This window comes from Roseateles sp. GW821-FHT09B06 (genome assembly GCF_059418245.1).
On record NZ_JBWKPM010000008.1, the window covers coordinates 165,068 to 186,995 of the forward strand.

Genomic DNA, 21,928 nt, shown 5'->3' on the forward strand with positions numbered 1-21,928 from the left:
CCGTTGCACCGCCGTCGCTTCAGCGCGCCTTGACCGCGTATTCGGGCCGCTCCCGCAGCGCACCGATCTCGCGCCACCAGGCCTCGACCCGCTCGCGGTGCCGGCCATAGAAGGATCGCGACACGGCGGCGAAGCCGATGATCTGCTGCGGCGGCGTCGGTTCGACCAGCTCGAGCCTTGCGCTCCCGCTCTCGGCCAGCACCAGCTCGAGCTCGGCCTTGATCCCGATCACGACGTCGACCCGGCCGCGCTCCAGCTTGGCCAGCGTGTGCTGGCTGTCGTTGGCCGCCTCGTCGATCGGGATGGCGACGACCTGCAGCGCTTGCCGGACCACCGGCGCACCGCGCCGCACGCCGATCACGCTCGGCTGGGGCCCGACGAAACGCCGCCCGTCCCAACGAAAGGGATCGCCGCGGCGGCGCACCATGGCCAGGTTCATGACCACCAGCGCGCGGCTCATGTCGATATGGCCGTCGCGCTGCGGGAACTCGGCAACCGCGAGGTTCTCGGGCGCCGGTGCCACGGCCATGACATCGACCGCGCCCTGGCCCAGCAGCGCGCGGCAGCGGGCTCGCGGCATCACGACGAATTCGATCCGGAAGCCGACGCGCTGGCCCGCCGCGGCGGCCAGCCTTTCGGTCAGGCCCTGGAAACCGACCGGGTCAACATAGGGCGGCACCGCCTGCGGCGCCAGGCAGTAGCGCAGCGTTGTCTCGTCGCCGCCCGGCAGGGCTCGGCAGGTGGCGGCGACTCCCAGCAGCGCGCAGAGTGAAAGAGCCCGGATCATCGGATCGAGCATAGCGCCAAGCTCGAGGACTCAGCCGAGCAGCTCGCGCCCCAGGGCCTCGGCCACCTCGATGCCGTCCACGCCGGCCGACATGATGCCGCCGGCATAGCCCGCACCCTCGCCGGCCGGGTAGAGGCCCCGGACGTTCAGGCTCTGGTAGTCGCGGCCGCGCGTGACGCGCAGCGGCGAGGAGGTGCGGGTCTCGACCCCGGTCAGCACCGCATCCGCCATGGCGAAGCCCTTGATCTGGCGCTCGAAGGCCGGCAGGGCCTCGCGGATCGCGTCCAGCGCATAGCCGGGCAGGCTGCCGCGGCCCTTGGCCTGCAGATCGGTCAGGGTGACGCCGGGCTTGTAGCTGGGCTCGACATGGCCGAACTCGCGGCTGACCTGGCGCTTGATGAAATCGCCGACCAGCGAGCCCGGGGCCTTGTAGCCGCCGCCGCCCAGCTCGTAGGCACGGCTTTCCCAGATGCGCTGGAAGGCCATGCCGTCGAGCGGATTGACCGGGCTGCCGTCCGTCTTGCCGTCCTGGCGGTAGTCCTCGGGCGTGATGCCGACGACGATGCCGGCATTCGCGTTGCGCTCGTTGCGCGAGTACTGGCTCATGCCGTTGGTGACCACGCGCTCCGGCTCGCTGGTGGCGGCCACGACGGTGCCGCCGGGGCACATGCAGAAGCTGTAGACCGAACGGCCGTTCTTCGCGTGGTGCACCAGCTTGTAGTCGGCCGCGCCGAGGATCTCGTTGCCGGCATTGGGGCCGAAGCGGGCCGCGTCGATGATGCTCTGCGGGTGCTCGATGCGGTAGCCGATCGAGAAGGGCTTGGCCTCCATGTAGACGCCGCGCGCATGCAGCATCTGGAAGGTGTCGCGCGCGCTGTGGCCCAGGGCCAGGACCACCCGGTCGGCGCGCAACTGCTCGCCGGACGCCAAGGTCACGCCGCGGACATGTTTGCCGTCGGGCCCATCTTCGATCTGCAGATCGGCAACCTTCTGGTTGAAGCGGATCTCGCCGCCCAGCGACTCGATCTCGGCGCGCATCTTGATGATCATCGACACCAGGCGGAAGGTGCCGATATGCGGCTTGCTGACGAACAGGATCTCCTCGGGCGCGCCGGCCTTGACGAACTCCTGCAGCAGCTTGCGGGTGAGAAAGCGCGGGTCGGAGATCTGGCTGTAGAGCTTGCCGTCCGAGAAGGTGCCGGCGCCGCCCTCGCCGAACTGCACGTTCGACTCGGGGTTCAGCTCGCTCTCGCGCCACAGCCCCCAGGTGTCCTTGGTGCGCTCGCGGACCTGCTTGCCGCGTTCCAGCACGATGGGGCGCAGGCCCATCTGGGCCAGCACCAGGGCCGCCATCAGGCCGCAGGGGCCGAAGCCGACGACGACCGGACGCAGCTTCGATTCGTTCGCATAGAAGTCGGCCGGCGCATGGCCGACAAACTTGTACTCGGTGTCCGGCGTCGGACGGATGTTCTTGTCGCCTTCCAGGCGCTTCAGCAGCGCGGCCTCGTCGCCGGCCACCTCGCAGTCGATCGTGTAGGCCAGCACGATGGCGCTCTTCTTGCGCGCGTCATAGCCGCGGCGGAAGACGTTGAAGGACTTCAGCTGCGCGTCGTCGGCCAGCCCAAGGCGGGCGACGATGGCGGGACGCAGCTCATGCTCGGCATGATCGAGCGGCAGGCGGAGTTCGTTGATGCGGATCATGGTTAGCGATCAATGCATGTCTGGGTGGAAACGAAACAGGCCCGGGCGTCTAGACCGGGCCTGTGTCTTCGGTATTCGGTGTCAAGGCATCCGCCGGGCCGTCCCAAGGATGACTTGAGCCGATGTCATGGCCGGGCTTGCCCTGCCATGATCGGCGCCCCCTCGGGGGGCCGACCAGGTACCCCTGGGCGAGGGGTCAGCCGCTGTGCGGGCGCTTGCCCGGGTTCTTCTTGCTGCGGGTGTGCGAGCCGCGCTCCAGGCTGCTCTTCTGGCCGCGGCCTTGGGTGAAGGACAGGCCGGCGGGACGCGGGGTGGCGCGACGGTCGGCTTCGGTTTTGATCTTGTTGCCCATGAATGGCTCCGTAGAAAAAGACTGGCGGGGACCGGGTTGGCGCGCCAAGACGAAAGAGGCCGGCATTTTACCCGAGCCGGCGCAGGTCGCCCTTGCGACAGCTTTTGGCGCGGCGCAGGGCCATCATGGCGCCATGGGAACGCTTCATCTCGTCCGTCACGGCCAGGCCAGTTTCGGTGCGGCCGATTACGACCAGCTCAGCGAGCTGGGCGGCCGCCAATGCCGGCTGTTGGGCGAGTACTGGCGCGCGCGCGGCCAGCGCTTCGACGCGGTGCTGATGGGCTCGCTGAGGCGCCATGACCAGTCCTTCGCGGCGATCGCCGCAGGGCTGGGCGAGGCGCCGCGGCCGCTGGTCTGGCCGGGGCTTAACGAATACGACAGCGAGGCGGTGATCCATGCCATCCATCCCGGGCCGCTGGCGAAGCCGGTCGATGCCGAAGGCGTCAAGCAGCATTTCCGCCTCTTGCGCCAGGGCCTGCAGGCCTGGATGCGCGGCGCTACGCGACCCGAGGGCATGCCCAGCTATGCGGACTTCGCCGCCGGCGTGGCCGCTGCACTGGCCCATGTGCGCGAGCAATGCGCGGGTCAAGAGGTGCTGATCGTTTCCAGCGGCGGGCCCATCGCCACCGCGGTGGCCCAGGTGCTGGGGGCGCCGGGAGACACGGCCATCGAGCTGAACCTGCGCATCCGCAACAGCGCGCTGAGCGAGTTCGTGTTCAACCCCAAGCGCCACATGCTGCAGAGTTTCAACAGCCTGCCGCACCTGGACACCGAGGCGACCCGTTCCCTGCAGACCTACGCCTGACGCTCCGGGTCAGTCCTCCCGGAGCAGGCGGATCCCCACCAGCGTGTAGCGGGTGCCGGGATCGTTCCAGTTGCGGTAGGCGGCGCGGGCATAGAAGGCCCAGGTGTGCCAGGAGCCGCCGCGGCGCACCTTGACGCCGCCCTCGGCGGGCTTTTCCGGCCCCTGCGGATCGTCGACCGGTGAGCGCGCGTAGTAGTCGTCGCCATGCCAGTCGGCCACCCATTCCCAGACATTGCCATGCATATCGTGCAGGCCCCAGGGGTTCGGCGCGAAGCTGCCCACCGGTGCGGTAAAGGCAAAGCCGTCGCTGCCCCGCAGGGCCATGTCTTGCCAGCGCGGCCAGTGGCGGGCGCTGTCGGCGTCGAAGATGTTGGCGGCCTTCAAGAGGCCCTGCGGATCGTCGCCGGAGGCGTAGCGCGTGCGCGTGCCGGCGCGGCAGGCGTATTCCCATTCGGCCTCGGTGGGCAGGCGGTAGCGCCGGCCCTCGGTCTTCGTCAGCCAGTCGGCCAGGGCCTGGGCGTCGTGCCAGGTGACGTTGGTGACCGGGTGCGCGTCGGTCTGGGGAAAGCCGGGGTTGCGCCACGAGTAGCGCGGGCTGCGGCCCTCGAAGGCATCGCCGCGGCGGCTGCTGGCCGGGTCGTAGTCGGCGCGCCAGCCATAGCCGCCGCTGCCGTCGGCCTCGGATTCGGGCCGGTAGCCCGAGGCTTCGAGGAAGCGTCGGAACTGGCCCACGGTCAGCTCATGCTGGCCCAGCCAGAAGGGTTTGGTGATGCGCACCCTGTGTACCGGCCCCTCGTCGGCCAGCTGGTCGAAGCGCTCGCGCGGCAGCTGCGGATAGGCGGCGGCCAGGGCCGCGGGGCTTTCCTCGCTGCCCATCAGGAACTCGCCCGCGGGGATGCGGACGAAGGCCATGCCCAGGCTGTTGCGCTGGATGTCCTGGGCCTGGGCGCCGGGCAGGACGGAAAACTGGAGGGTGAGCAGCAAGGGCCATTTCATCGCCATCATGCTAGGCCCGTGCCGATGACGGAAAATCGGGCTTTGCTCTCTTGACTGCGATGTTCACGGATCTGATCACCCCGCCGCCCGCCGCCGAGGCCGACGCCCAGCAGCGCTTCCTGCGCCTGTTGCGGACGGCGCTGGCCGATGGCGGCTTCGTCAAGCTGCTGCTGAGCAAGCACGGCGGGGCGAAGGAGGAGCAGCTGGAGCGCCTGATGGTGCGCGAGGTGGCGCTGCGCGGCGAGCCGCACCTGAGCTTCCTGTGGCGCTACCAGACCAAGGACATCACCAAGAACCACGCGCTGGCCGAGGGCCTGGATCTGATCGCCGGCCTGCTGGGCAGCCAGTTCCTGAACGCCCACCTGCTGACCCAGGGCCAGGAGATCCAGCTGGCCTTCAGCCGCAAGGGCAGGCCCAGCCTGCGGGTGGGCAAGGCGGCCAAGGCCGAGCCCGCCCCGGCGGCCGCCACGCACGACAAGGAGAAGCAGCGCTATCTCGCGCTCGACAAGCCCTTCTGGACCGATCTGGGCCTGACCCACGAACCGGCGGGGAAGGGGAGCGAGCGCCAGCTGGTGCCGGCCATGTCGCGCAAGTGGAAGCAGATCAACAAGTTCATCGAGGTGATGAGCGCGGCGCTGAAGAGCAGCCCGCTGGCCGACAGCCCCGAGGTGCATGTCAGCGACTTCGGTTCCGGCAAGGGCTACCTGACCTTCGCGATGCACGACTGGCTGACGAGCGGCCTGGGCAGGCGGGCCGAGGTCAGCGGCATCGAGCTGCGCGAGGACATGGTGCGGCTGTGCAATGCCGCCGCAGCCGGGCACGCCATGGCCGGCCTGCGCTTCGTGCAGGGCGATGTGCGCCATTACCAGCCCGCGCGCCTGGACGTGATGATCGCGCTGCATGCCTGCGACATCGCCACCGACTACGCGATCCATCTGGGCCTGCGCGCCGGCGCCTCCATCATCATGTGCTCGCCCTGCTGCCACAAGCAGATCCGCCCGCAGATGCAGACGCCGCCGCTGCTGCGGCCGATGCTGCAGCATGGCATCCACCTGGGCCAGGAGGCCGAGATGGTGACCGACTCGCTGCGCGCCCTGCTCTTGGAGTCGCAGGGCTACGAGACCCAGGTGTTCGAGTTCATCGCGCTGGAGCACACCAGCAAGAACAAGATGATCCTGGCGGTGAAGAAGAGCGGCGCGGCACTGGCCGCGGCCGAGGCGCGCCGGCCCGAACTGCTGGCCCAGATCGCCGAGATCAAGCGCTTCTACGGGCTGCGGGAGCAATGCCTGGAGACGCTGATCCAGGAGGACGACGCGGCGCCGGCCTGCCCGGTCTGAGCCGGAGCCGGTTCCGGCGCTCCGGTCACATCGGCCCCGCGCGGGGCCGGCCGTGGCTCAAGCGGCGGCCGTGCGCGGCGCATCGCCTCAGCGATTCGGCAGCTCCGGCGCCACGCCCTGCTCGCCCCACGCCCTCAAGCCAGCGCTTGTCCGCGGTGCCGTCCTTGCCGTGCCTGGATTCAGGGGCGCTGGAGGGCGATCGTCAGGCAGTTCCGGCCGCCGACGCGCTCGTAATGGCAGGCGCTGGCGGCCTTGCGGGTCAGCATCAGGCCCAGGCCGCCGGGCCTGGCCTCGGCCAGCGAATGCGGCTCGGCCGGTGCCGGCGCCTGCAGCGGGTCGAAGGGGATGCCCTCGTCCTCGATGCGCAGCACGAGGGCATCGGGCTGCAGGGTCAGTGTCAACTCGGTGCAGTGGCGGCCGCCCTCGGGAAAGGCATGCCACAGCCGGTTCATCAGGGTCTCCTCGAGCACCAGTTCGAGCTTGAAGACCAGCCGCCCGGACAGGCCCTGACCCTCGATGAACTCGTGCATGCGCAAGCGAGCGGGCTCGATGGCAGCCAGCTCATTCGGAACGCTGAGCCGCAGCGCGGCAGGATCAGGCGGCGAGCTCGGCAAGGGCATCGGCTTCGGTGGGGACAAAGGGGATCAGCTGGTCCAGCGCCGCATCCTCGAACACCGAGCGCACCATCTCGTTGGCCCCGAAGAGCACCAGCTTCCCGCCCTTCACGCTCAGGCCGCGCGCCGCCGAGATCAGCAGGCGCAGCCCCATCGAGGCCACGAACGTGACCTCGGACAGATCGACGATGGCGTTGTCCTGCTGTGCGGCCACCGCGGCGGTGAAGCGTACGTCGATGCTGTCGGCGCCGGGCGCGTCAAGCCGTCCGCTCAAACGCACGCAGGTCACCGGGCCGTCGAGCTTGGTCATGGTCATGTCCACTGTCTTCATCTCCGATAGATGGGGGCTGCGGGTATTGCCGAGCGCAATCTTCCGAGTCTGCGCGGCTCATGTGACGGTTTGGTGACGCATTACCGATCGCTCATTCATGGGCCGCCGATCCGCCCGACGCGCCGCGCTTGATCAGCACGATGGTGATGTCGTCGTCCTGCGGCGCGCCGCGCGCATGTGCCCCGACCGCCTCCAGCAGGCGGGCGGACAGCTCGGCGGGGGAGGCCTCGCGGCAGTCCAGGACCAGCCGCTCGACGCGCTCCCGCCCGAACTGCAGGCCGTCGCCGTCGGCGTACTCGTAGATGCCGTCGGACAGCAGCACCAGCCAGTCTCCCTCGGCCAGCTCGAGCTCCACGGCCGGGCGCAGCTTGCGTATCGGCGCCGCGCCGAGGGGGAAGCTGGTGGCGGAATGGGCCGTGCATTGGCCCTGGGCCGCATGGAAATGCAGGATCGGCCCCTGGCCGCCGCTGAGAAAGCGCAGCCGGTGCGTCGACACATCGATCAGGCCCAGGAAGGTGGTGACGAAATGGCCTTCGGGCAGGGTCTGCACCAACTGGTCGTTGAGCTGGCGGAAGACGGTCTCCAGGTCGGCCCCCAGGCGCAGGGCCATGCGCAGCATCGCATGCATGCGCGTCACCGACAGCGCCGGCGCCACGCCATGCCCGGTGGCGTCGGCCAGCACCACCAGCAGCCCCTGCTCGATCAGGGCCAGATCGTAGGTGTCGCCGCCGGTCAGCGAGGCCGGCAAGAAGCTGCCGTGCATGGCATAGCCCGGCACCTCGGGCATCGTGGCCGGCAGGATGCTGCGCTGCATCGCGCTGGCCAGTTCCATCTCGCGCCGCAGCAGCTCGCCGGCCAGCAGGGCCTGGGCCATGCGGGCGCGCGACAGCGCCACCGCGCATTGGGCGGCCAGGGCGTCGGCGAGCGCCTCGTCCGCCGGATCGAACGCGCCGTCGTCGCGGTTCAGCAACTGCAGCACGCCCACCAGCTCGCCGCGGTGGTCGATCAGCGGCAGGGTCAGGCTGCAGCGCGTGTGGAAGCCGGAACGGCGGTCGATCTCGGGGTTGAAGCGCGGATCGGCATAGCAGTCCGGCACATTGATCACCCGGCGATCCCGGGCGCACAGGCCCACCAGGCCGGTGCCGACCGGCAGGCGGACCCGCTGCAGATCGCTGGCGACCTCGATATAGAGCTCGCCGCTGGCCGCATCGTGCAGCCATACCGAGGCCCGCTCGGCCCGCAGCACCCGGCTGGCGGCCGCGGCGACCTCCTCCAGCATGCGGTGCAGATCGAAGGGCGCCGCCAGGGCCCGGGTGACCCCGAGGATGGCCTCCATGTCCTGGAGCGACAGGCGCTGCGCCGCCGAGTGGGTCGTTTGCATGCGTCGATGATAAGTGGCCGCCCGAGGCTGCTGGCGTCGACCGCCGGCAACTACGCAGGATGGCGTATTCCCGAAAGAGCGGGGGCTCCCGAGACTCGGGCCAGTTGTTGCAGTAGCGCCCGACCGACTCAACCCCTCCCGAGGAGCCCCCGCCATGAAACCGATTTCCCGCCGCAGCCTGACCCTGTCCGCCGTCGCCCTGGGCGCGGCCGCCACGCTGGGCCTGCCCGCCCACGCCGCCGATACCATCAAGGTCGGCGTGCTGCACAGTCTTTCGGGCACGATGGCCATCTCGGAGACCGTGCTGAAGGACACGGTGCTGATGGCCATCGACGAGATCAATGCCAAGGGCGGCCTCCTGGGCAAGAAGCTGGAGCCCGTCGTCGTGGACCCGGCCTCGAACTGGCCGCTGTTCGCCGAGAAGGCCAAGCAGCTGATCGCGCAGGACAAGGTGGCCGCGGTGTTCGGCTGCTGGACCTCGGTGTCGCGCAAGTCGGTGCTGCCGGTGTTCGAAGAGATGAACTCGCTGCTGTTCTATCCGGTGCAGTATGAGGGCGAGGAGCTCAGCAAGAATGTGTTCTACACCGGCGCCGCGCCGAACCAGCAGGCGATTCCCGCGGTGGAATACCTGATGAGCAAGGACGGCGGGGCTGCCCGCCGCTTCGTGCTGCTGGGCACCGACTACGTCTACCCGCGCACCACCAACAAGATCCTGCGCGCCTTCCTGAAGAGCAAGGGCGTCGCCGAGGCCGACATCATGGAGGAGTACACCCCCTTCGGTCACTCTGACTACCAGGGCATCATCGCCAAGATCAAGAAGTTCGCCTCCGAGGGCAAGAAGACCGCGGTGGTGTCGACGATCAACGGCGACTCCAACGTGCCCTTCTACAAGGAGTTGGGCAACCAGGGTCTGAAGGCGACCGATGTGCCGGTGGTGGCCTTCTCGGTCGGCGAGGAGGAACTGCGCGGCGTCGACACCAAGCCGCTGGTGGGGCACCTGGCCGCCTGGAACTACTTCATGTCGGTGAAGAACCCGGCCAATGCCGAATTCACCAAGAAATGGGCCGCCTATGCCAAGGCCAAGAACATCCCGGGCCACAAGGACAAGCCGCTGACCAATGACCCGATGGAGGCCACCTACATCGGCTTCCATATGTGGGCGCAGGCGGTCGCCAAGGCCAAGAGTACCGACACCGACAAGGTGATCGCCGCGATGGCCGGCCAGACCTTCAAGGCGCCGGGCGGCTTCACCAGCACGATGGACGCGAAGAACCACCACCTGCACAAGCCGGTGTTCATCGGCGAGGTCAAGGCCGACGGCCAGTTCAATGTGGTCTGGAAGACGCCGGGTCCGGTCAAGGCCCAGCCCTGGAGCCCCTTCATTCCCGAGAACAAGGGCAAGAAAGACGAACCGGTGAAGGGCTGACCACCCCCTACGGCCTTCGGCCGCCCCCTCAAGGGGGCACCACCGGCGGACCGGCAAAGCCGGATCCGCGGTGGTCGCTTGATCTCTCGTGCTGGCCCTGGGGGCCAGCGCTCGATGGTGATTCTCTATGCGACGTTTGTTGATGCTTTTGCTGGCGGGGCTGCTGCTGGTCGGCGCGGCGCAAGCCCTGACCCCGGAGCAGGCGCGCGCGATCGCGGCGGGCGATACCGATGCTCGCATTGCGGCGCTGAACGAGGCCGCGTCCAAGGCGGAGACCGGGCTGGCGGCGTTCGTGCAGGCGATGCTCGACGACAGCGTCAAGCTGACGCCGACGCAGGTGCTGGTGTTCGACGGCGAGAGAGGGACCGTGGACGCCGCGACGGGCCGGCCGGCCACCCTGCCGGAGGATGCCGAGGATGTGGTCAACAACAACCGCATGCGCGGCGCGCTGCAGGCGGCGCTGGCCGCGCTCAAGCTGGCCTCGCCCGAACTTGCCGCGCGCCGCGAGGCGGTGGCCGAGTTGGCCAGGCAGAGCCTGGACGAGTCGCAGCTGCCGCTCTTGGACCGGGCGCTGGCGGCGGAGGGCGATGCCGGCCTGAAGGCGCGGCTGACCCTGATGCGCGCGGCCCTGGTCGTGGCATCGCCGGACAAGGCCAAGCGCCTGGACGCCGCGCGCCAGCTGGCGGAGGGCAGCAGCGAGCCGGCGGTCAGGAGCCTGCTGCTGGAGCGCTTGGCGGCCGAGCCCGATGCCGAGGTCAAGTCCGCGCTGTCGCAGGCCCTGTCCCGGCTGGAAGCGCGCCTGGCCTGGGGCGAGCGCCTGGGCCTGCTGTTCACCGGCGTCAGCCTCGGCTCCATCCTGCTGCTGGTGGCCCTGGGCCTGGCCATCACCTACGGGCTGATGGGCGTGATCAATATGGCCCATGGCGAGCTGATGATGGTGGGCGCCTACGCGACCTATCTGGTGCAGAACCTCTTCAGGGCCTGGCTGCCGCCGGGCCTGTTCGACTGCTACGTGCTGCTGGCCATTCCGGCCAGCTTCCTGGCCGCCGCGCTGGTCGGCGCGGTGCTGGAGCGCAGCGTGATCCGCTGGCTCTACGGCCGGCCGCTGGAGACCCTCTTGGCCACCTGGGGCATCTCGCTGGTGCTGATGCAGGCGGTGCGCTCGCTGTTCGGCGCGCAGAACGTGCCGGTCGAGAACCCGGCCTGGCTGTCGGGCGGCGTCGCGGTGATGAGCAACCTGACCCTGCCCTACAACCGCATCGCGATCATCGCGTTTGCCTTCCTGGTGCTGGGCGGCGTCGCGCTGCTGATCGCCAGGACACGGCTGGGTCTGTTCGTGCGCGGCGTCACGCAGAACCGCCGCATGGCCGCCTGCATGGGCGTCAATACCGCGCGCATCGACACCTATGCCTTCGCCTTGGGCGCCGGCATCGCCGGCCTGGCCGGCTGCGCGCTCAGCCAGGTCGGCAATGTCGGCCCGGACCTGGGCCAGAGCTATATCGTCGACAGCTTCATGGTCGTGGTGCTGGGCGGCGTCGGCCAGCTCGCCGGCACCGTGATCGCGGCGCTGGGCCTGGGCGTGCTGAACAAGCTGCTGGAAGGCGTCGCCGGCGCGGTGCTGGCCAAGATCATGGTGCTGGTCTTTATCGTCGTCTTTATCCAGAAGCGGCCCCAGGGACTCTTTGCGATAAAGGGCCGAGAAGCATGACCCACCCCCTACGCGCTTCGCGCGCCCCCTCAAGGGGGCAAGCCCGTAGGACCGGCGGAGCCGGATCCTCGGGCTTCGCTGGATCGAGCGATGTACGCGGATGGCAGAAATGATGAACGCTCCCACGACCTCCTCTTCCGTGCTGCTGCCCCAGGCGCCGCGCCTGCTTTCGGCCAAGGGCTGGGCCGCGGTGCTGGCCGCCGCGATCACCGTGGCCGTGCTGGTGCCGATGCTGAATCTGCTGGTGCCCGAGGGCCATGTCTTGCATCTGAGCGACTACGCGGTAGGCCTTACTGGCAAGATCATGTGCTACGCGATCTGCGCGCTGGCGATGGACCTGATCTGGGGCTATACCGGCATCCTGTCGCTGGGCCATGGCCTGTTCTTCGCGCTGGGCGGCTATGCGATGGGCATGTACCTGATGCGCCAGATCGGCCGCGACGGCAACTACCAGAGCGAGCTGCCGGACTTCATGGTCTTCCTCGACTGGAAGGCCTTGCCCTGGCACTGGGCCTTCAGCGATTCCTTCCTGTTCCAGATGGCGATGGTGCTGCTGGTGCCGGGCCTCTTGGCCTTCGTGTTCGGCTACTTCGCCTTTCGCTCGCGCATCAAGGGCGTGTACTTCTCGATCATCACCCAGGCCCTGACCTTCGCCGCGATGCTCTTGTTCTTCCGCAACGAGACCGGCTTCGGCGGCAACAACGGCTTCACCGACTTCAAGCGCATCCTCGGCGTGCCGCTGGCGCAACCCTCGACGCGCATGCTGCTGTTCGTGATCACCGGCCTGACCTTGATCGGCTTCTTCCTGATGGCGCGCTGGATCGTGCGGAGCAAGTTCGGCCGCGTGCTGCAGGCGATCCGCGATGCCGAGAGCCGCGTGATGTTCAGCGGCTACGACCCGCTGGCCTACAAGCTGGGCGTTTGGGTGCTGTCGGCCCTGATGTGCGGCGTGGCCGGCGCGCTCTATGTGCCCCAGGTGGGCATCATCAACCCCGGCGAGATGTCGGCCGCGGCCTCGATCGAGATCGCGATCTGGGCCGCGGTGGGCGGCCGCGCCACCCTGATCGGCCCGATCGTCGGCGCCTTCTTCGTCAACGGCGCCAAGAGCTGGTTCACCCAGGCCTTCCCGGAGTACTGGCTGTATTTCCTCGGCGCGCTGTTCATCGCGGTGACCCTGTGGCTGCCGAACGGTTTGGCCGGACTCTTCGGGAAGGGAAGCAAGACATGACCCCCGAGCTGATGGAGCAGGGCGCCAAGCTGCGCCAGGAGCACGCGGCGCTGCTCGCCGAGCCGCAGCAGGCCTCCGGCGGCCGCGCCGCGCCGTTCGGCCGGCTGCTGACCGGGGGCGAGCCGGACTTCGGCACCGGCGTGGCGCTCTACCTGGACGACATCACCGTCTCCTTCGACGGCTTCAAGGCGCTGAACCAGCTGAGCCTGATGATCGATGTCGGCGAGCTGCGCTGCATCATCGGCCCCAACGGCGCCGGCAAGACCACGATGATGGACGTGATCACCGGCAAGACCCGGCCCGATCGGGGGTCGGCCGGCACGGCCAGCTTCGGCCAGAACATCGACCTGCTGCGCCTGCGCGAGAACGAGATCGCCAAGGTAGGCATCGGCCGCAAGTTCCAGAAGCCCACGGTCTACGAGCAGCTCAGCGTGTTCGAGAACCTGGAGCTGGCGCTGGCCGCCGACCGCCGCGCGCGCGCCAGCCTGTTCGCCCGCCTCTCCGGTGCGCAACTGGACCGCATCGCCGAGCTGCTGCAGCTGATCCACCTGCTGCCCGAGGCCAGGACCCAGGCGGGCCTCTTGTCACATGGCCAGAAGCAATGGCTGGAGATCGGCATGCTCTTGATGCAGGATCCCAAGCTGCTGCTGCTGGACGAGCCGGTGGCCGGCATGACCGACGAGGAAACCGAGCGCACCGCCGAGCTGTTCCTCTCGCTGGAGGGCCGGCATTCGCTGGTGGTGGTGGAGCACGACATGTTGTTCGTCGACCAGCTGACCCAGGGGAAGAAGAAGGTCACGGTGCTGCACGAGGGTTCGGTGCTGGCGGAGGGGCTGCTGGCGGATGTGCAGGCGAATGAGAAGGTGGTGGAGGTCTATCTTGGGCGCTAGCGTTCTCAAAGTCCGCGCTGGTCGAGCGCCAGCGGGTACCCGCCGCCCTGCGTGTCCCCCGGGCCTGCGGCCCTCCTCCTTTACCTCCGGTCGGCGGGTACCCACTGTCACTCGCCCGGCAGGGTGCACCGCCGCGAACCCTGGGCGCAGAAAGCTCCGTGTCCGGGCAGATGACAGCCGGATACCCGCTGGCGTCGGCCTGCACGGCCTCTCGCAGGCCGAGTTGCACCATCCTCGACAGGAACGCACACATGCTGAAAGCCGACCAACTCCACCAGTACTACGGCGGCAGCCACATCCTGCGCGGCCTGTCCTTCGAGGCGCGGCAGGGTGAGATCACCGTGATCCTGGGCCGCAACGGCGTCGGCAAGACCACCCTGCTGAAGAGCCTGATGGGCGTGGTGCCGGTCAAGAGCGGTGCCTTGCGGTTCGACGGCCGGGACATTGCGAAGCTGCCGCCGTTCGACCGCGTGCGCCGGGGCATCGGCTATGTGCCGCAGGGCCGCGAGATCTTCGGCCGGCTGACGGTCGAGGAGAACCTGCGCATGGGCCTGGCCTACAAGAGCGGTGCGACCAAGATCCCGCCCCAGCTGTTCGAGCTGTTCCCGGTGCTCAAGGCCATGCTCCACCGCCGCGGCGGCGACCTGTCGGGCGGCCAGCAGCAGCAGCTGGCGATCGCGCGCGCGCTGGCGGCCGGCCCCAGGCTGCTGATCCTGGACGAGCCCACCGAGGGCATCCAGCCCAGCATCATCAAGGACATCGGCCGCGTGCTGCGCCAGCTGGCCGACGAAGGCCTGGAGATCGAGTCGGGCCGGCGCCAGCGCATGGCCGTGATCCTGGTCGAGCAGTACTACGATTTCGCCGAGCAACTGGCCGACCGGTACCTGGTGATGGAGCGCGGCGAGTTCGTCGCGCGCGGCCGCGGCGCCGACATGCGGCGCGACGGCGTGCGCGAGCGCGTCTCGATCTGAGCGGGCCGGAGGAAAAAAGCCCCGAGCCTGGGGCCCGGGGCAAGAGCGCTGTGGACACCGCCCGGGACGCCGGCACGGGGAGCGCCGGCGTGGGGCCGCGGTGTGGACAGGGGAAGCGCGTGCAGCGCAGGGCGGGGCATGCCGATGCATGCAGCCTGGGCGCTGAGGAGCCGGGCAGCTTTTCCTAGAAGCTGCTCCAGTCGCCGTCGGCCGCGGGGGCCGCAGCTGCTGTTCTGAGCGTGGCCGGCGCGGCCCGCGGTGCGGGCGCCGCCGCCACCGCGGCAGCATGGCGCTGCTGGCTGCCGTCCAGCTTGAAGCTGGCCACCGAGTCCAGCAGACGCGCGGCCTGGTGCTTGAGGCTTTCGCTGGCGGCGGCGCTTTCCTCCACCAGCGCGGCGTTCTGCTGCGTGGCCTTGTCCAGCTGGGTCACCGCCTCGCCCACCTGGGCGATGCCGGCGCTCTGCTCGGTGCTGGCGCTGCTGATCTCGCCGACGATGTCGGCCACGCGCTGCACCGAGTTGACGATGTCGTCCATGGTCTGGCCGGCGCGGTCCACCAGCTGGGTGCCGCTCTGCACGCGCTCGACCGAGTCGTTGATCAGCTTCTTGATCTCCTTGGCGGCCTCGGCGCTGCGCTGGGCCAGCGAGCGCACCTCGCCGGCCACCACCGCAAAGCCGCGGCCCTGTTCGCCGGCGCGTGCCGCTTCCACCGCGGCGTTCAGCGCCAGGATGTTGGTCTGGAAGGCGATGCCGTCGATCGTCGCGATGATGTCGGCGATGCGCCTGGAACTGTCCTCGATGCCACGCATCGTGCTGACCACCTGGCCCACCACCTGGCCGCCGCTCCTGGCTACCTCGCTGGCGCTTTGCGCCAGCTGGTTGGCCTGCTGGGCGTTGTCGGCGTTCTGGCGCACGGTGGAGCTGAGTTCCTCCATCGTGGCCGAGGTTTCCTCCAGCGAGGAGGCCTGCTCCTCGGTGCGGGCCGAGAGATCGCTGTTGCCCTGGGCGATCTGGGCGCTGGCGGTGGCCACCGATTCGGCGCCCTCGCGCACCTTGGCCACGGTGAGGGCCAGGGCTTGCTGCATGCGCTGCATGGCTTGCAGCAGGCGGGCGGTCTCGTCCCTGCCGTCGAACTCGATCTTCAGGCTCAGATCGCCACCGGCCACGCGGTCGGCCGCGTCGACGGCCCTGGCCAGCGGCCGGGTGATGGCGCGGATCAGGGTCAGGGCCAGCAGGATCGCCGCGCCGCCCGCCGCCAGGCTGACCAGCAGCAGCCACAGCGCGGCGGAGCGGTACACCTCCTCGCTGTGGGTGGCCGAGGCCTCGGCTCCCTTGTTGTTCAGCGCCACCAGCTCGGCCAGCGTGGCATTGGCTTCCAGGTAGGCCCGGCGCGCCTCGCCGGTCTGGATCTGGCGCGCCTCCTCTTCCTGGCCGTTGCGCACCGCCTCCAGGGCCTTCTGCGTCAGCCCCAGATAGACCTTCCACACGGTGCCGAACTTGTCATAGAGCCTGCGCTCGGCCGCGTCGTCGATCAGCTTGCCATAGGCCTCGCCGTTGGCCGCCAGGCTCTTGCCGGCATCGGCCATGTTCTGCTCGGCGATGCCGGTCTGCTCGTTGGTGGTGGCGGCCATCGCCTGCAACAGGCCGATGCGGAATTCGGCGATGTTGGTGTCCATCGCGCTGACATGGCGCACCGAGGGCATCCAGTCGCCGCTGATCGTGCGTGAATCCTGCTGCACCACCTGCAGGCGCGAGTAGGCGAACAGGGCCAGGATGGTCAGCAGGATGAGCATCATGGCAAACGCGGCCGAGAGCTTGGCCGCGATGCTCATGTTCTTGATGATCTGCATGGGGAAGCACCTCGCAATGAGGCACCCTGCGGCTGATGCACGGGTGCCGGTTCAGGGTTGAATCATCCCGGCAATCCCCGCCACCCGAAACCCCGATCAAGGCGGCGGATGCTGTGCATCTTCCCGGCTTGATCGGATCCCGACAAGCTCAGTGCAGGTCCAGCTTGAAGGCATTGGCCATGAAGGCCAGCATGTCGGCACGCTCCTCGATGAGCTTCGAGGTGGGCTTGCCGGCCCCATGCCCGGCCGCGGTCTCGATGCGGATCAGCTTGGGCGCCGGGCCGGTGTCGGCGGCCTGCAGCGCGGCGATGTACTTGAAGCTGTGGGCCGGCACGACGCGGTCGTCATGGTCGGCCGTGGTCACCAGCACCGGCGGGTACAGGCGCTGCGAGCGGATGGTGTGCAGCGGCGAATAGGCCTGCAGGGCCTTGAACTGCTCGGCATCGTCGGAGCTGCCATAGTCGCTGACCCAGGCCCAGCCGATCGTGAATTTGTGGAAGCGCAGCATGTCCATCACGCCCACCTGGGGCACGGCCGCGCCGAACAGCTCGGGACGCTGGTTCAGCACCGCACCCACCAGCAGGCCGCCGTTGGAGCCGCCGTTGATCGCCAGTCTGGCCGGCTGGGTGTACTTCTGCGCGATCAGCCATTCGGCCGCGGCGATGAAGTCGTCGAACACGTTCTGCTTGCGCAGCTTGGTGCCGGCCTCATGCCAGGCCGCGCCGTATTCGCCGCCGCCGCGCAAGGCCGCCGAGACGTAGACCCCGCCCATCTGCATCCAGGTGGCCGCTGTGACGCTGTAACCCGGGGTCAGCGGGACGTTGAAGCCGCCGTAGCCGTACAGCAGCGTTGGGTTCGTGCCGTCCAGCTTCAGGCCCTTGCGGTGGGCGATGAAGATGGGGAAGCGCGTGCCGTCCTTGCTGGTGACGAAATGGCGCTCGGTGACGAAGCGATCGGCCGGGAAGGCGGTGGCCGCGCGCTTGAACAGGCTCGCCCGGCCGCTGGCGGGCTCGAAGCGGTGGATCTCGGTGGGCGAGCTGAAGCTGGCGTAGCTGAAGAAGGTCTCGGCGTCGTCCCACTTGCCGCCGAAGCCCTTGGCCGTGCCCACGCCGGGCAGCGGCACCTCGGCGAGCTGCTTGCCGTCGGGGCCATGGACGCGCACCAGGGTGGCCGCATCGCGCAGATATTGCAGCAGGAAGCGCCCCCCCACGCCGGAGGCGCCGGTCAGCGCATCGCCGCTCTCGGCCACCACGGTCTGCCAGTTGGCAGGGTTGGCGGGCTCGGGGTGGTCGATGTCGATCGCGATCAGACGGCCGCGCGGCGCGTCCTTGTCGGTGCGCACATAGAGCTTGTTGGCGACCAGGGCCACGGCGTCGTACTCGGCGTCGAACGCCATCGTCAGCGGCCGGGGCGCGGCGCCGGCCACGAAGCCGCCGTTCTTCAGCGGCAGCAGCATCAGGCCGTTCTTGCGGCCCGAGCCCTTCCAGACATTGACGATCAGCGTGGATCCGTCATCGCTGAGCTCGGCGCCGAAGCCCCATTGCTTCTCGTCCTTGTTCTCCAGCACCAGGATGTCGGCCGACTGCTCGGTGCCGAGGCGGTGGTAGTAGAGCTTCTGGAAGTAGTTGGCGCCCGTCAGGGCCTCGCCGGGCTTGGGGGCGTCGTAGCGGGCGTAGAAGAAACCCCGGCCGTCCGGCGTCCAGGCCGCCTTGGAGAACTTCACCCACTCGATCTTGTCGGCCAGGTCCTGGCCGCTGGCCAGGTCGCGCACCTGCCAGCGCTGCCAGTCCGAACCGCCCACGGCCACGCCATAGGCCAGCAGCCTGCCATCCGGTGAGGGCTTGAGACCGGTCAGCGCCACCGTGCCGTCCTTGGACAGGGTGTTGGGGTCCAGCGCCACCTGCGGCGCGGCGTTCAGCGCGGTGGCGGTGTAGACCACGTCCTGCTGCTGCAGGCCGTCGTTGCGGGTCCAGAAGTAGCGATTCCCTTCCTTGAAGGGCACGCCGATCTTCTCGAAGTTGAACAGGCGGGTGTAGAGCCTGCGCACCGGCTCGCGCTGCGGCATCGCGGCCAGCACCGCGTCGCTCACCCGGTTCTGGGCCTGCACCCAGGCCTTGGTTTCGGCGCTGTTGTCGTCCTCCAGCCAGCGGTAGGGGTCGGCGACGCGCTGGCCATGGTAGACGTCGATCTGCTCGATCTTGCGGCTGTCGGGATAGCTCGGCCCGCCGGCCAGCGCGGCCAGCGAGCAGGCGGTGGCGCTCAGGGCCAATGCCAAACGGGATGCTCGAATCATCGGGGGTCTCGTCCTGGTGACCGCCGCTCGTGACGGCGTGACGCGCAGTATCTCAGGTCGCTGCGAGCGCGCCGGCGGGGCGGATGGGAGGCGGCACGAAAAGGTCGCGCTGCGGCATCGCGAACCAGTAGCCCTGCATCGCGTCGGCCCCTGCGGCGGCCAGCAGTTCGGCCTGGGCGTGCGATTCGATGCCCTCGACCACCACCTGGATCTGTAGCCGCGCCGCCAGCTCCAGGATGCATTCGGCCAGCGCGCGGGCCTGCGCGTCGGTCTCGATGTCGCAGATCAGGGTGCGGTCCAGCTTCAGCAGGCCGATCGGCAGCTGGCGCAGCAGGGCGAAGTTGGAGTAGCCGATGCCGAAGTCGTCCAGCGCGATATGCATGCCGGTGGCGGTCAGGGCCGCCAGCATCGCGCGCGTGGCCTCGATGTCCTGCAGCAGCGCGGTCTCGGTGATCTCGATCACCAGCGCGCTGGCCGGCATGCCGGCCTCGGCCAGCAGCGCGGGCAGGCGCTGCAGCGGCCAGGCGCTGCCGAATTGCGAGGGCGAGATATTGACCGACAGATAGGCCAGCCGCCCCGCCGCGACCAGCGGCGCGGCCTCGCGCAGCGCCCGGCGCAGCAGGCTTTCCATCATCTCGTCCAGCAGCCCGAGGCGTTCGACCACGTCGAGGAACAGGCCCGGCGGGCGCAGCTCGCCGCTGGCGGTCAACCAGCGCGCCAGCATCTCGGCGCCGGCCTGCTGGCCGCTGCGGTAGCGCACGATGGGCTGGTACCAGGGCAGGAAGCGCTCCTCGGCCAGGGCCCGGCGCACCTCGGCCTCCAGCGCCGTGCGCTGCTCCAGCGCGGCACGCAGCGACAGCTCGAAGGAAGTGACGCGGGCGCGCCCCGCGCGCTTGGAGGCATACAGGGCCAGGTCGGCGTCGCGCAGCAGGGCGTCGGCGGGGGCGCCGGCCGGGCCGGCCTCGGCCAGGCCGATCGAGCACAGGCAGGGCACGTTGCGGCCGTCGATCGCCAGCGGCTGGCACAGATTGCGCAACAGGCGCTGGGCCATGCGCAGCAGGCCGTGGTGGTCGCGCACCGCGCGCGCCAGCACCGCGAACTCGTCGCCGCCGAGCCGCGCCACCAGGTCGCGCGGCCTGACCGTCTCGGCCAGGCGACGCGCGAACTCGATCAGCAGGGCATCGCCGGCCGCATGGCCCAGGCTGTCGTTGACGGTCTTGAAGTCGTCCAGGTCCAGCAGCAGCACGGCCACGCCGCGGGCCACCGCCTGCGGGTCGGCCAGTTCCTCGGCCAGCTGGCGCGAGAAGGAGGCGCGGTTGGCAATGCCGGTCAGGGTGTCGATCTCGGCGCGGTAAAGGGCATGCTGGCGCTCCGCCGAGAGCTCCCGGGTGCGCTCCTCGACCCGGCGCTCCAGGTCCAGGGCCAGTCGGGCGAGGCTCTGGTTGGCCTCGTAGAGTTGCAGGGACTTGCTCTCCAGCAGGCGTTCGGCCTCGCCGCGCGAGCGCCGCTCGCGCTCGAGCCGCTGCTCCAGGCGCCGCAGGCGCTCCTGCAGTTCGGCCGTCGACGCGCCGTCGGGCTCAGAGGCGCTCGATGACAAAGCGGGTGCCCTCTGCATCGCCGGCCTCCAGGGGGCTGCTGCTCACCCGCACCGCGACTCCGAAGCGGCGCGCCGAGCCGAGGATCAGCCCTTCGGCCAGGGCCCCGAGGCGGCGCGGGCTGCGGTACTGCATCACCAGGACCGCGGGCTCGCGCCGCTCGATCCTGAAGCTGGGCAGTTCGGCGTCTGGGTAGAGCTTGCGTACCTCGACATGGATATGGGCCTCGATGCTTTCCAGGAAGTCGAAGAGATCCTTGCTGCGGGCAAAGAAGGCCGGGTACTGCTTCGCGAAGCGCCCGCTGAGGTGTTCGCCGAAGCTGCGCAGCAGGGCCGGCACCGGCTGTTCGCTGCGCACGGCCAGGGCCTGGCAGAGGCTGACCATCTCGTCGTGGCTGTAGGTGCCCACCGCGGTGTAGGCGCCGCCGCTGGGCAGCTGGCTGGCGGCGATGATGTCGTCGACCATGTCCTCGCCGAAGCGCTGGGCGACGAAATCCAGGAACTCGGTGAAAACCACGCCCTTCATCATGCCCCCCAAGGCGGTACGGCTTATTGCCCTGCTATGCGTCTACTGTATGCGCAATGCGCACCGCGGCAAACGGCCTTATGCGGGGGGGCCGGGCGGGAGGCTTCAGGTGCGCCAGACCCGCGGCGGGCAGGGCCCCAGGCCCCAGGCCGCGCGCCGCCAGGCGGCCCTGACGCGGGCCAGCAGCGCCATCGCGGGCTCCACCCGGTCGGCCAGCAGGCGCAGCACCACCACGCCGCCCTCCGGCGCGGTGCAGCCGGCGCTGGCGCGCAGCAGGGTGTCGGCGTCGATCTCGGCGCGCGCCGCTTCCAGCAGGGCCTCGCGCCGCGCGCCGGGCAGCCCCGAGCCCGCGGCGAACCACAGGCTGGCCAGCACCTTGCGGCCGGCCAGGCCCAGCGGCGAATCGAGCAAGGCCCGGTCGTCGGCGCGGATCAGGCCGCGCTCCAGCCAGCGGCCCGGCAGTTCCAGGTGCTGCTGGTAGCGGCCGCGTCGGAAGGCCAGGTTGGCGGCCGGCAGGCCCAGGGCCAGCAGGTCCCAGCCCAGCATCTCGGCGCCCGGCGCCAGCTCGAAGACCATGCGGTTCTCGGCCAGCGCGCCGTCGTAGGCGATGGTCTCCAGCGGCAGCCATTCGAGCCGGCTGCCCGGCGCCAGCCGGGCGCGCAGGCTCTGGCAGGCCGGCTCGCCGGCGCTGCGGTAGAAGCGCGTCGCGCCGGGCGTGGTGAGCAGCGCATGGCTGCCCTCGGCCAGCGTGGCCTCGATCTCCAGCCGGTCGCCGCCGACGATGCCGCCGGGCGGGTGCACCAGCACATGGTGGCAGATACCCGGCCCCTCGGGGTAGAGGCGCTGCAGCACGCGCAGCGGCCCCTCGTGCCGGTCCAGCGCGATGGTGCGCCCGGTACTCGCATCGCGCCGGTAGTCCAGCGTCAGTCGTCCATGCCATGCCATGTCGGGGAGCTTAGCAAGAGCCGTGCGCGCGGCGACGCTTGCAATGTTTTGCAGCACCGTATGCACGCCCTTGCATCGTGTAGCCCTGGCCTCCTGCAGTCCTACGGACGCAGCCGGGCTGGTCGGACGGACGCAGGCCCCGCGGCCGCCCAGACTGGCTCTATGCGTGGCCGGAATTCTCCGCTCGCGTGGCA

The 21,928-nt window shown here is 69.5% G+C and carries 19 protein-coding genes; 7 read left to right on the forward strand and 12 right to left on the reverse strand.

The genetic code is table 11. The annotated features are described in order from the left end of the window. Nucleotides 1-19: 19 nt before the first annotated feature. From AC07OQ_RS09870 to AC07OQ_RS09880, 3 genes are all read right to left on the reverse strand, one after another. On the reverse strand, nucleotides 20-799 hold the full coding sequence (locus tag AC07OQ_RS09870; RefSeq protein WP_495052944.1) for a substrate-binding periplasmic protein: 780 nt from the start codon (nucleotides 797-799) through the stop codon (nucleotides 20-22). Nucleotides 800-817: 18 nt separating this feature from the next. Then, nucleotides 818-2,488, reverse strand: coding sequence for an NAD(P)/FAD-dependent oxidoreductase (locus AC07OQ_RS09875; RefSeq protein WP_495052945.1), 1,671 nt, complete (start codon nucleotides 2,486-2,488; stop codon nucleotides 818-820). A gap of 196 nt (nucleotides 2,489-2,684) precedes the next feature. Continuing rightward, nucleotides 2,685-2,840, reverse strand: coding sequence for a hypothetical protein (locus tag AC07OQ_RS09880; RefSeq protein ID WP_495052946.1), 156 nt, complete (start codon nucleotides 2,838-2,840; stop codon nucleotides 2,685-2,687). Between the two features lie 133 nt (nucleotides 2,841-2,973). On the opposite strand from AC07OQ_RS09880, the gene AC07OQ_RS09885 reads away from it, so the two are divergent. Next, nucleotides 2,974-3,645, forward strand: a complete 672-nt coding sequence (locus AC07OQ_RS09885) for a histidine phosphatase family protein (protein WP_495052947.1) — start codon at nucleotides 2,974-2,976, stop codon at nucleotides 3,643-3,645. A gap of 9 nt (nucleotides 3,646-3,654) precedes the next feature. Here AC07OQ_RS09885 and AC07OQ_RS09890 read toward each other — a convergent pair whose 3' ends face one another. Then, entirely contained in the window at nucleotides 3,655-4,641 is a 987-nt protein-coding gene (locus tag AC07OQ_RS09890; RefSeq protein WP_495052948.1) for a formylglycine-generating enzyme family protein, read from the reverse strand. Nucleotides 4,642-4,700: 59 nt separating this feature from the next. Here AC07OQ_RS09890 and AC07OQ_RS09895 point away from each other — a divergent pair, with 59 nt between their 5' ends. Continuing rightward, nucleotides 4,701-5,978, forward strand: coding sequence for a class I SAM-dependent methyltransferase (locus tag AC07OQ_RS09895; protein ID WP_495052949.1), 1,278 nt, complete (start codon nucleotides 4,701-4,703; stop codon nucleotides 5,976-5,978). Between the two features lie 179 nt (nucleotides 5,979-6,157). Here the strand turns inward: AC07OQ_RS09895 and AC07OQ_RS09900 are convergent, their stop codons facing one another. From AC07OQ_RS09900 to AC07OQ_RS09910, 3 genes are all read right to left on the reverse strand, one after another. Continuing rightward, entirely contained in the window at nucleotides 6,158-6,598 is a 441-nt protein-coding gene (locus AC07OQ_RS09900) for an ATP-binding protein (protein WP_495052950.1), read from the reverse strand. Next, nucleotides 6,573-6,908, reverse strand: coding sequence for an STAS domain-containing protein (locus AC07OQ_RS09905; RefSeq protein ID WP_495052951.1), 336 nt, complete (start codon nucleotides 6,906-6,908; stop codon nucleotides 6,573-6,575). Before AC07OQ_RS09905 ends, AC07OQ_RS09900 begins: the two co-directional genes overlap by 26 nt. A 106-nt stretch (nucleotides 6,909-7,014) precedes the next feature. After that, nucleotides 7,015-8,304 carry a PP2C family protein-serine/threonine phosphatase gene (locus tag AC07OQ_RS09910; protein ID WP_495052952.1) on the reverse strand — a complete coding sequence of 430 codons (1,290 nt, stop codon included), beginning with the start codon at nucleotides 8,302-8,304 and terminating at the stop codon, nucleotides 7,015-7,017. A 154-nt stretch (nucleotides 8,305-8,458) separates the two neighbouring features. On the opposite strand from AC07OQ_RS09910, the gene urtA reads away from it, so the two are divergent. The 5 genes from urtA to urtE all read left to right on the forward strand — a co-directional run bounded on the left by urtA (nucleotide 8,459) and on the right by urtE (nucleotide 14,527). Continuing rightward, complete coding sequence (gene urtA / locus AC07OQ_RS09915) at nucleotides 8,459-9,730, forward strand: urea ABC transporter substrate-binding protein (protein WP_495052953.1); 1,272 nt, start codon at nucleotides 8,459-8,461, stop codon at nucleotides 9,728-9,730. A 127-nt stretch (nucleotides 9,731-9,857) separates the two neighbouring features. Continuing rightward, entirely contained in the window at nucleotides 9,858-11,438 is a 1,581-nt protein-coding gene (gene urtB / locus AC07OQ_RS09920) for an urea ABC transporter permease subunit UrtB (RefSeq protein ID WP_495052954.1), read from the forward strand. Between the two features lie 112 nt (nucleotides 11,439-11,550). After that, on the forward strand, nucleotides 11,551-12,666 hold the full coding sequence (gene urtC / locus AC07OQ_RS09925) for an urea ABC transporter permease subunit UrtC (RefSeq protein ID WP_495052972.1): 1,116 nt from the start codon (nucleotides 11,551-11,553) through the stop codon (nucleotides 12,664-12,666). Next, nucleotides 12,663-13,556: an urea ABC transporter ATP-binding protein UrtD gene (gene urtD, locus AC07OQ_RS09930; protein WP_495052955.1), complete on the forward strand. Its 894-nt coding sequence runs from the start codon at nucleotides 12,663-12,665 to the stop codon at nucleotides 13,554-13,556. The genes urtC and urtD overlap by 4 nt, the downstream gene beginning before the upstream one ends. A 251-nt stretch (nucleotides 13,557-13,807) precedes the next feature. Further along, entirely contained in the window at nucleotides 13,808-14,527 is a 720-nt protein-coding gene (gene urtE, locus AC07OQ_RS09935) for an urea ABC transporter ATP-binding subunit UrtE (protein ID WP_495052956.1), read from the forward strand. Nucleotides 14,528-14,711: 184 nt separating this feature from the next. Here the strand turns inward: urtE and AC07OQ_RS09940 are convergent, their stop codons facing one another. The 5 genes from AC07OQ_RS09940 to AC07OQ_RS09960 form a co-directional block, all read right to left on the reverse strand. Next, on the reverse strand, nucleotides 14,712-16,376 hold the full coding sequence (locus tag AC07OQ_RS09940; RefSeq protein WP_495052957.1) for a methyl-accepting chemotaxis protein: 1,665 nt from the start codon (nucleotides 16,374-16,376) through the stop codon (nucleotides 14,712-14,714). A 148-nt stretch (nucleotides 16,377-16,524) separates the two neighbouring features. Beyond that, a complete protein-coding gene (locus AC07OQ_RS09945) occupies nucleotides 16,525-18,669 on the reverse strand; it encodes a prolyl oligopeptidase family serine peptidase (protein ID WP_495052958.1) in 2,145 nt (714 codons plus the stop codon). A gap of 52 nt (nucleotides 18,670-18,721) precedes the next feature. Further along, nucleotides 18,722-20,284: a putative bifunctional diguanylate cyclase/phosphodiesterase gene (locus AC07OQ_RS09950; protein WP_495052959.1), complete on the reverse strand. Its 1,563-nt coding sequence runs from the start codon at nucleotides 20,282-20,284 to the stop codon at nucleotides 18,722-18,724. Beyond that, complete coding sequence (locus AC07OQ_RS09955) at nucleotides 20,247-20,792, reverse strand: heme NO-binding domain-containing protein (RefSeq protein WP_495052960.1); 546 nt, start codon at nucleotides 20,790-20,792, stop codon at nucleotides 20,247-20,249. The genes AC07OQ_RS09950 and AC07OQ_RS09955 overlap by 38 nt, the downstream gene beginning before the upstream one ends. A gap of 102 nt (nucleotides 20,793-20,894) precedes the next feature. Next, nucleotides 20,895-21,734 carry an urease accessory protein UreD gene (locus AC07OQ_RS09960; protein ID WP_495052961.1) on the reverse strand — a complete coding sequence of 280 codons (840 nt, stop codon included), beginning with the start codon at nucleotides 21,732-21,734 and terminating at the stop codon, nucleotides 20,895-20,897. Nucleotides 21,735-21,928: the final 194 nt, after the last annotated feature.